General features: G+C 62.0%; 9 protein-coding genes, 1 tRNA gene and 2 pseudogenes. 6 read left to right on the top strand and 6 right to left on the bottom strand.

Features of this window, described 5'->3' with window-relative positions; translation table 11 throughout:
* Positions 1 to 1,431: pseudogene (locus AC1DX0_RS25755) on the bottom strand (OmpA family protein); the annotation flags it as partial.
* A 198-nt stretch (positions 1,432 to 1,629) separates the two neighbouring features.
* Here AC1DX0_RS25755 and AC1DX0_RS25750 point away from each other — a divergent pair.
* Both AC1DX0_RS25750 and AC1DX0_RS25745 read left to right on the top strand, forming a co-directional pair.
* Positions 1,630 to 2,076 (top strand): YcgN family cysteine cluster protein, encoded by a 447-nt coding sequence (locus AC1DX0_RS25750; RefSeq protein WP_477223408.1) that lies wholly within the window; start codon positions 1,630 to 1,632, stop codon positions 2,074 to 2,076.
* A gap of 142 nt (positions 2,077 to 2,218) precedes the next feature.
* Complete coding sequence (locus AC1DX0_RS25745) at positions 2,219 to 2,599, top strand: hypothetical protein (RefSeq protein WP_477223407.1); 381 nt, start codon at positions 2,219 to 2,221, stop codon at positions 2,597 to 2,599.
* Between the two features lie 181 nt (positions 2,600 to 2,780).
* Here AC1DX0_RS25745 and AC1DX0_RS25740 read toward each other — a convergent pair whose 3' ends face one another.
* Entirely contained in the window at positions 2,781 to 3,494 is a 714-nt protein-coding gene (locus AC1DX0_RS25740; RefSeq protein ID WP_477223406.1) for an SIMPL domain-containing protein, read from the bottom strand.
* 134 nt (positions 3,495 to 3,628) lie between these two features.
* On the opposite strand from AC1DX0_RS25740, the gene AC1DX0_RS25735 reads away from it, so the two are divergent.
* Positions 3,629 to 3,704, top strand: a tRNA-Ile gene (locus AC1DX0_RS25735).
* Positions 3,705 to 3,895: 191 nt separating this feature from the next.
* On the opposite strand, the pseudogene AC1DX0_RS25730 reads toward AC1DX0_RS25735, so the two are convergent.
* A pseudogene (locus AC1DX0_RS25730) lies at positions 3,896 to 4,279 on the bottom strand (tyrosine-type recombinase/integrase); the annotation flags it as partial.
* On the opposite strand from AC1DX0_RS25730, the gene AC1DX0_RS25725 reads away from it, so the two are divergent.
* Positions 4,181 to 4,588, top strand: coding sequence for a hypothetical protein (locus AC1DX0_RS25725; RefSeq protein ID WP_477223405.1), 408 nt, complete (start codon positions 4,181 to 4,183; stop codon positions 4,586 to 4,588). The pseudogene AC1DX0_RS25730 and the gene AC1DX0_RS25725 sit on opposite strands and share 99 nt — an antisense overlap.
* Before the next feature lie 312 nt (positions 4,589 to 4,900).
* Here AC1DX0_RS25725 and AC1DX0_RS25720 read toward each other — a convergent pair whose 3' ends face one another.
* The 3 genes from AC1DX0_RS25720 to AC1DX0_RS25710 form a co-directional block, all read right to left on the bottom strand.
* The gene (locus AC1DX0_RS25720; protein WP_023767076.1) at positions 4,901 to 5,149 is read right to left on the bottom strand and encodes a hypothetical protein; all 249 of its coding nucleotides are present in this window, start codon (positions 5,147 to 5,149) and stop codon (positions 4,901 to 4,903) included.
* A gap of 198 nt (positions 5,150 to 5,347) precedes the next feature.
* The gene (locus tag AC1DX0_RS25715; RefSeq protein WP_477223404.1) at positions 5,348 to 5,611 is read right to left on the bottom strand and encodes a hypothetical protein; all 264 of its coding nucleotides are present in this window, start codon (positions 5,609 to 5,611) and stop codon (positions 5,348 to 5,350) included.
* 13 nt (positions 5,612 to 5,624) lie between these two features.
* Positions 5,625 to 6,215 carry a hypothetical protein gene (locus AC1DX0_RS25710; RefSeq protein WP_477223403.1) on the bottom strand — a complete coding sequence of 197 codons (591 nt, stop codon included), beginning with the start codon at positions 6,213 to 6,215 and terminating at the stop codon, positions 5,625 to 5,627.
* A gap of 422 nt (positions 6,216 to 6,637) precedes the next feature.
* Here AC1DX0_RS25710 and AC1DX0_RS25705 point away from each other — a divergent pair, with 422 nt between their 5' ends.
* Both AC1DX0_RS25705 and AC1DX0_RS25700 read left to right on the top strand, forming a co-directional pair.
* Positions 6,638 to 7,600: an ArdC family protein gene (locus tag AC1DX0_RS25705; protein ID WP_477223402.1), complete on the top strand. Its 963-nt coding sequence runs from the start codon at positions 6,638 to 6,640 to the stop codon at positions 7,598 to 7,600.
* 262 nt (positions 7,601 to 7,862) lie between these two features.
* A partial coding sequence (locus AC1DX0_RS25700) for a ParB/RepB/Spo0J family partition protein (RefSeq protein WP_477357294.1) occupies positions 7,863 to 8,832 on the top strand: 970 nt, incomplete at its 3' end.

The following is an 8,832-nucleotide window of genomic DNA, read 5'->3' as shown; positions in this document are numbered from 1 at the left end:
GCTCTGGACGATCGTCTGGCCGCCGAGCTGGATGATGACGCGGTCGCCGATCTCCTTGAGCACGTCGACACCCTTGGGACGGCGGCGGTCGCGGATGTTCTCGTCGGGTGCGCGATCCCGGCGCTTGCCCTTTTCTTCCGTCACCGGGACGAACTTTTCGGGCTTGATCTCCTGCTGGGCTGCCTTGTCGTCGGTGGGCGGCGGACCCTGGTCGACAGGAGCGACCACGGGCTTGCCGCCCTGGTCGCCGCCTTGCTGGGCATTCTGGCCATCGTTCTGCTGCTGGCCGTTCTTGTCGCCATGCTTGCGGCCGCCGGCCTTGCGTTCGGCATCCTTCTGGCTGTCGAGGATGGGGGCGGCGTCCTTGTCGGCGGGTGCTTCGCCCTGCACGGGGTTTTCACCCTGGACAGGCGCGGCCTTCTCGCCATTGGCAGGCTGTTCACCCGTGGCCGGCTTCTCACCATTGGCCGGTTGTTCACCTGTCGCCGGCTGCTCACCGTTCGCGGGCTGTTCGCCCGTCGGCTTCTTGCCGTGCTTCTTTGTCTTGTCCTGGGGCTGCTCGCCCTGGATCGCCGGCTGTTCGCCGGCCGGCGCCGGCTCAACCTTGGGCGTCGTTGCTTCGCCGGCGGGGGCTTCCTTCGGCGTCGGCGCGGCTTCCGGCGTTACCTGCTCGGCGGGCGCCGCTTTCTGCTGGTCCTGCTTGTGTTTCTTGCCTGGCTTGGTCGACTGGTTGTCGTTGGCGGGTTCAGCCTGGCCAGCAGGGGCCTCGCCGGCGGGCGCCTGTTCAGTCTGCTGCTGCTGGTCGCGCTTCTTCTTGCGCGGCTGCTGTTCGTCGGTTGCGGGAGCGGCCTCGCCGGCGGGTGCCTGCTCGGTCTGCTGCTGTTGGTCCCGCTTCTTCTTGCGCGGCTGCTGCTCGTCGGCGGCGGGGGCTGCCTGTTCGGCGGGGGCCTGTTCGGTTTGCTGTTGCTGATCGCGCTTCTTTTTGCGCGGCTGCTGCTCCTCGACGGCAGGGGCGGCCTGCTCGGCCGGTGCCTGCTCGGTCTGCTGCTGCTGATCGCGCTTCTTCTTACGGGGCTGTTCCTCAGCGGCGGGAGCGGCCTGCTCGGCCGGCGCCTGTTCGGTCTGCTGCTGTTGCTCGTGCTTCTTCTTGCGGGGCTGTTCCTCTGCCGCTGGGGCGGGCTGCTCGGCCGCTGGTGCGGCCTGCTGAGCTGGCTGCTCGGCCTGCTGGTCGCGCTTCTTCTTGCGTGGCTGCTCCTGGTCGGTCGGCTGTGCCTCGTCGGTCGGTGCGTCCTGCGCCAGGATCAGCGGCGTTCCACCGCGCTGCATGGGGTCGAACGCGGCACTTCCCTGAAGCGGGTACGCGCCCAACGGCGCGGATGCCATCAGCAGGCCAAGTGCGGTGCCTGCCAGAATCCGTGGTTGGCGTTTCATCGAAAACTCTCCTTGTGGGGTCCCATCCTTGCCGAAACCGATCTTAGCCCGATTGGTTCCAGTATTGCATGGTTATACACCGTACGGGGCGATTGGCCGGCCTTTTGAAGGCAACTTCGTGTCTTTCGGCCGGGTTGCCGCCCCATTTCAACCATTGCCGCGCTTGACCTCGGCGGCGGCCGGGGCCACATCCCCAGGATGGAAACGCCATTCTGGAAAACAAAGACGCTGGAAGCGATGAGCCCAGCCGAATGGGAATCGCTTTGCGACGGCTGCGGCAAATGCTGCCTGTCGAAGCTCGAGGACGAGGATACGGGCGAGATCTACTGGACCAGCGTCGGCTGCCGGTTGTTCGACGCGCAGACCTGCCGCTGCTCCGACTACGCCAACCGGCTGGCGCGCGTCCCCGATTGCGTCGGGCTGACGCCGCAGAATGTGCGCACCATCAGCTGGTTGCCCAGCACCTGCGCCTACCGGCTGGTGGCCGAGGGCCACGACCTCTATTGGTGGCACCGGCTGGTGTCGGGCAGCGCGGAGACCGTGCACGAGGCCGGCATCTCGATGCGCGGCCGGGTCAAGGCGAGCGAGACCGAGCTTGCCGAGCCTGAGGATTATTTTGACTATATGCTGGACGACGAGCCGTAAGGCCAGCGTTACACCATTGCCCATCCGCCCACATGAACCGCAGATGAACGGCGGGTTCGTAACCAGTTCAGGCAGGCGAGTGCATTCTCCCATCATCGATTTCACGAGGACGGGCGCAAGCCCGCAACAAGGAGAGAGAACCATGTACAACAAGATCAAGACGGCAGCCCTTTCGGCGCTGGTCGCCCTCGGCACGCTGGCGGCTATTCCCGCCCACGCCGACAGCCTCTATCTCGGCTTCGGCAACAACCAGGATCCGCGTTTTGGCGTCTATGCCGGTGATGACGGCTATCGCCACCGCCGTGACGAGCGTCGCGACGATTGGCGCGACGGACGTGGTGATGGCTGGCGCCGTGGTTGCTCGCCGGATCGCGCCCTCGACAAGGCCGAGCGCATGGGCCTTCACCGCGCCCGCATCGTCGATGTCAGCCGCCGCACGGTCAAGGTCATGGGCCGCCAGGATGGCGACCGCGTGGTCATCGTGTTCGCCAACGAGCGCGGTTGCCCGGTTATCTATCGCTAAGGCTTGCGGCATCATCTTCTACGAAGATGAGCCTGTGGTAGTAGAGCCCCTGTCCAGAGCGGACGGGTGCGGCTCGAAAAAACCCCGCGGGAGCGATCCCGCGGGGTTTTTCATGTCGGGTATTTGCCGTTGGGTCTATGCGTGGCCGGGCAAAGCTCGACCACGCATCATTTGGGGCTGCCTACTTCAGTTCGAAGGTGACCGTGACCTGGACGTTGTAGGCGTTCTCGCCGGCTTGCGTCGGCACTGCCGCACCGGCGGCGGCGTCGAAGGCCTTGGCGTTAATCGCCATCGGCGGCGGGGCGATGTTCTGGTCTGAGATCTCCAGGACCCGGCCAATGCTCACGCCGGCGGCTTCCGCAAGCGTCTTGGCCTTGGCGATTGCGCTGGCCACCGCTTTCTTGCGGGCCGCGTCGATGGTCGCTGCCGGGTTGTCATTGGTGAAGGAGATGCCACCGCCCTGGTTGACACCGAGCGACACGGCCTTGTCGAGGATCTCGCCCGTCTTGTCGATGTCGCGCACGCGCACCGCAAGCGTGTTGGTCACCTGGTAGGCAACAAGCTCGGCCTCCTGGCTGCCGTCCGGCTTGTTGGTGTAGTTGTAGCGCGGGTTGATCTGGATGCCCGCCGTCTGCAGGTCGCGGTCCTTGATGCCGGCCGCCTTCATCGCCGCGATCACGGCGGCCATGGCGTCGTTGTTGGCGTCGAGTGCCGCACGTGCCGTCTTGGCTTCGCGCATCACGCTGAGCGACAGCAACGCCAGGTCGGGAGGGATGGTCGCTTCGCCTTCACCCGAAACAATGATGCGGGCGGGCGTCGGCGAATCGGTGGCTCCAGCCATCGCCGGAAAAGCGATTGCAGCGGCGAGCGCGAGAGGCAAAAGATGTTTGGTCATGAAAATCTCCTTGGTCTGCGATCCAGTCGCACAGGTCGCGTAGAGCGCGATTATGGGTTGATTTGGGCGATCCGCGAAAGCCTGTCGGGAAAGCCTTGTGCCGCGATGCGAAAAACATTAATCCAGCCCGCGTGGGGCCTGTAGCTCAATGGTTAGAGCCGGCGGCTCATAACCGCTTGGTTGGGGGTTCGAGTCCCTCCGGGCCCACCATTATCGTTATTTATCAATGACTTACCGACCGGTTCGCCACGAGGTTCGCCAATAGGTTCGCCAAGCATCGGCTTGCGCGTGACCAGCCGCACGACCCGGTCCATCCCCTGGACCGCCAGCCGTACCTGCGATGCCTCGCGCGAATAGAGCTCAGCATGATCGATATCGTCATGACCGAGGACGTCCATCATCTGCCTGGTGGAGGCCTCGGCCTCCGCCAGATAAACACCGAGCGACTTCCTCAAACCATGCAGGGTAAGGCCCTTCGGAAGACCGGCAAGCTTGCACCAATGCGCCATCATTCCAGTCAGTGACTTGGCGGAGAAGGGCTCACCATAGGCGTTGACCAAAACGGTCTCGCCGCGCCTGTCAGCCGCATCCAGGATCTCGGACAGCATAGGTGTGATCGGCACGAAAAGCCGTTTGCCGCCTGTTCGTCCCTTGTTCTTGCCCTGAACGATATCAAACCCGTCAAAGTGACGCTCGACGCCATCGATGAAGACACGGCGGGTGACCCTCTGGTCCCAGCGCAGGCCCGCGACGTCGCCGCGGCGGTTGCCCAGCCAAAGCGCCAATCCGTAACAAGTGCGTGCCGCAGTGCCGAGCTGCCAACGGTTTTCAAATTGCGCCATCGCCTCGCGCGACCATGCCTTCCAGCCGGCATAGGCGGGCCGCCACTCGACCGCCGCGGTGGGGTCGATATCAATCCAATCTTGCCGCAGCGCGACATAGACCAGCTTGCGTATGCCCACCAGCAGGTGCTTGGCCTTATGGGGTGTGGCGATGAAGCGGCCAAGAAGCTCTTCAATATGGATACGTCTAAGGTTCTTAACCGGTACGTCGCGCCAGACAAGTGGGTGATCTGGGACCACCCGCAGTTCTAGAAATTCTTCAATCAGCCGCTTGTTCTTGCGCTTGCTGGCTTCGTCAAGCGCCAACCACTTGACCGAGATCTTCAACCGTTGAAAGGCCGCTCCAAATGTGCCTGGCAGGGCGGCTCCCGGCATTTGGACGACGGGGGCCTTGGGGACTTTTCGGCCTTCGACCGCTGCCTGGTACGCTTCCTTGAATCCCAGTTGATTGGGAGCAGGCAGACTGACCAAACGCTCCTTCGTCCGATAGCGCCAGCGTAGTTTTCCGTGGCGATCGGTGTAGGAGGACAGGCCGGGATATTTGTCGGTCATGGCTGAATGAATCTATTCCCTGCGGTGATTCCCTTGCAACAGGAAGTCGACGATATTCTCATCATCGTCTCCAGGTAGTTCGGCAAACGCCGCTTCGAGTTTAAGGCGATCCCAAATCACGCGGCCGTCAACTTTCTTCGGCTTCGGCATGCGGCGATCAGCAACCATCTGGTCGAATTTGGTTATGCCCACGCCAACATATCGGGCCGCTTCTTCGCGTGAGAGACCCCGAGGAGGATAGGAAAGGGTGTCGCTTTTCATGATCTCGCTGCCGGCATGCGCCCGTGCTTGTGCGTGGGCTTCCATTCAGAGATCAAGATCTGGATTGTATCAGCCAGCGCCGGAAGGGATCCGATCAAACTGTGCGTTGAATTGCGGTCATGGCGTATAAATAGGATGGTTGGCTGATCGGAATGTGAGGATCGAGAAGGAGTGCTACAAGTGTCCGCACTGTGCTGCTCACTCCATGTCCGGCACGTCGCCATTCACAAACAAGGTTTTTGGCGGGCCGTAGTCTCCAAGCGCCGGATCTGCATCCCGGCTCCAAACAATCACGCCTACGTGCTTCCCGGCAAGTGCTTTTGCAATCCGAATAGCCCGCTCTTCGCTTTGCTGGTCGGTCGGGCCATACACCGTAAACAGCTCCCCATCGTCGCCTCGATCAAACGCTACGACAACAATGAGCTTCGGCTTTTTCTGCTCCGGTATGACTTGGGTCGACATTGAATGGCCTTTCTCATTTGAGGGCCGCAGATCCGACTTCAAGCGCGTCGATTGCGTCGAGCACTGCTTGGCGCTTCGGCTCAATTGGTTCATTCGGCTCGAAGCCAGCTAGCGCCAGCGATGTATAGGCGACCGTCACCGCATCGACGAGCTCTCTTGCCTTCGAGCCGTCCGCCATCTCGGCGGTAGCGGCGAGCGCCAATAGGAAGGGACGATCGTCATGGAATTCCTGTTGACCGTCTTCTTCCGCAACGATGACGCGCATCCGCGCTAGCGCCGTGGCGCGATCGGCAAGCTGCGTTTCTGGATCATGGAGCAACTCTAGACCATGGACGCCATATCTTTTCTCGTCCGGCCAACCTTCACAGCAAGCCTCGATTGCCGCGTTGTCGGCGGCCCACCATGCCTCAGCGGCGACATAAACTTCTTCGATCGGCTCCTGATCAGGCGGGAATCCCGCATCATCCCAACCTTCGACTGTAAAAGAGCCTTCGGCGGCTTCTTCGGCAGTGATGCCGATGCGCTTGAGCACGGCCCGCGCGGCTGCCAATCCACGCTGCTTTTCTTCAGGGGTGGCGCCCCTTGCATCCATCAAAATGTCCATGACCGGCCTCCTTGTGGCTGTCATGCCAACAGTGAACAAAAAGAGAACGAATAGTCAAGCCACCCCTCGACCCCAATGCGTTTCGTGGATCGCTATCCACTCCGGGGTGATGCATGCCGAGTCAGCTTCATATGGCGCCCTTCGCCGGGGGCTGTCGGTCCCGCATCCCGCCTGGCGGCGGCGCTATGCTGATGCTCCTTCGGCCGCCCTGTTGAACCGGTCTCAGGGCCACGAACCTGCTCCAGCACCGAACTGACTTGGCCGCAATGACGGACATTTCGGTGCTTCCGCTTTGTACGCCGTTTTTCATTTGGTCGGGAGAGCAGGGGCTCTCCCGACGGAGAGTCAGAGGAGCGCCGGGTTTTTCGCGACGGGTTGAAAGCGGAAGGAGAGGCCTTCGGCGCCCGTCGCGGAGAACCGCGATGTCTGTCCGGACCAATCGAACGCATGCCGTCGCCGACCGGTCGAACCTCTACGACGAGATCACCGGCAAGATAGTCGCCGAGCTAGAAGCTGGTCGTTTTCCTTGGGTTCAGCCATGGGGGACGTCCGCGGCAAAAGCGTCGCTTTCCCTGCCGCAGAATGCAAGCACGCATCGCACGTACAGCGGGATCAACGTCCTTATTCTCTGGGGTGCCGTCGTCGAACGCGGGTTTCCAACACAGAGTTGGATAACCTATCGACAGGCGTTCGCGCTCGGCGGGAACGTCCGCAAAGGCGAGCACGGGACAACGGTCGTCTATGCCGATCGTTTTGTCCCTGATCACGAGAAGAAGCGCGCTCGCGAGACGGGCGAGGATGCTCAAACCATACCGTTCCTCAAGCGCTTCACCGTTTTCAACATCGAGCAATGTGAAGGGCTACCTGACGAAGTCGCAGCTTCGGCCCCGCTGCCGGTGGCTAGCCCGATCGAACCGCGTGTCGAGGCGCTGATCAAGGCCACCGGTATCGACTTTCATATTGGCGGCGACAGGGCGTTCTACGCGCCGGCCCACGATTATATACAGGTGCCTCCGCCCCAGGCTTACTTCGAGCCGATCAATTGGCATCGGACAGCCTTGCATGAGCTTGGTCATGCAACCGGCCACAGTTCACGCCTGGACCGCAAATTATCCGGCTCTACCGCCTCCAGGAAGTACGCGTTCGAAGAGCTCGTGGCAGAAATCAACGCAGCGTTTTGTTGTGCAGCCCTGGGCATCGTCCCTACGGTTCGGCACGCCGAGTATATCGGCTCATGGCTGGCGGTTTTGCGCGAGGACAATCGCGCCATCGTCCGTGCCGCCAGCCAGGCCAGCAAGGCGGCCGACTGGCTTCTTGGCCACCTGCCGGTGGAGGCCGAAGCATCGGTCGGGCTGGGCGCAGGCAACGATAGATGGGCGGCATAACCTTCGCTGGCTGGAACAGCGCATGCGCCGTCCCGCCGATCGGCATAGCCATCAAGTGCCAGCCGCACTTGGTCGATCCGCTTCAACCATCGGTTCATGCGGAGGCAACGTTCAGGCCGACATGCCTTCAGGCGTGCGCGCTGGGCTGTCAATCTACGGTGTGTCGGATTGTGCGGGCAGGAGAGGGAGAGGGTTGGAGGGGTCTTGTGACGGGTTCAAGGCTGAGAGAGAGGCTCTCGGCGGCCCGTCGCGGAGAACTTCAATGACTACTGCCGTCCAAAAGATCACGCTATCGTCCTCGCGCGATATCCCCTTCAACAAGCTGGTGCTAGGCCAGTCCAATGTGCGTCGCATCAAGGCAGGCGTCTCCATCGACGACCTCGCTGCTTCGATCGTTCGCCGTGGGTTGATCCAGAGCCTGCACGTTCGTCCTGTGGTTGATGCCGACGGCCAAGAGACGGGGATGTTCGAGGTGCCAGCTGGCGGCCGCCGATATCGCGCCCTCGAGATGCTAGTTAAGCAGAAGCAGCTTGCCAAAACAGCGCCGGTGCCATGTGTCATCGGCAGTTCTTCCAGCGCAATTCTGGCGGCGGAAGTGTCACTGGCTGAGAACATCGAACGCGCGCCACTTCACCCGCTGGACCAATATCGGGCGTTCAAGGATTTGCTCGACCAGGGCATGACAGAGGAGGAGATTGCGGCTGCTTTCTTCGTCTCGGTCAACGTCGTCAAGCAGCGGCTCAAGCTGACAACGGTTTCGCCAGCACTTCTCGACTTCTACGCCGAGGACGGAATGACGATCGCCCAACTCGAGGCATTCTCCATCAGCAGCGATCATGCGCGACAGGAACTGGTCTGGGAGGCGATCAAGAACAGCTGGTCGAAAGAGCCATACCAAATCCGCCGCATGCTGACCGAGAATACCGTCCGCGCCTCCGACAAGCGGGCCGCATTCGTCGGCCTGGAGGCCTATGAGGTGGCAGGCGGCGACGTGCTGCGCGATCTGTTCCAGTCGGACGATGGGGGGTGGTTGCAGGACGTCCCGCTGCTTGAACGGCTGGTCACCGAGAAGCTGCAGATGATGGCCGACGAAATCGCCAACGAAGGCTGGAAGTGGATCGAAGTCGCGGTGAGCTTTCCCTATGGCGCGGCAAATGGCTTGCGTGAACTCAAGGGCACGCCGATCGACCTCGCCAGCGACGAACAGGCAACGCTCGATGCGCTGCGTGGGG

The organism is Mesorhizobium sp. P3_A9 (genome assembly GCF_056402975.1).
Note: the sequence above shows the minus strand (reverse complement) of the source record. Positions and strands in the feature narration are given on the sequence as shown.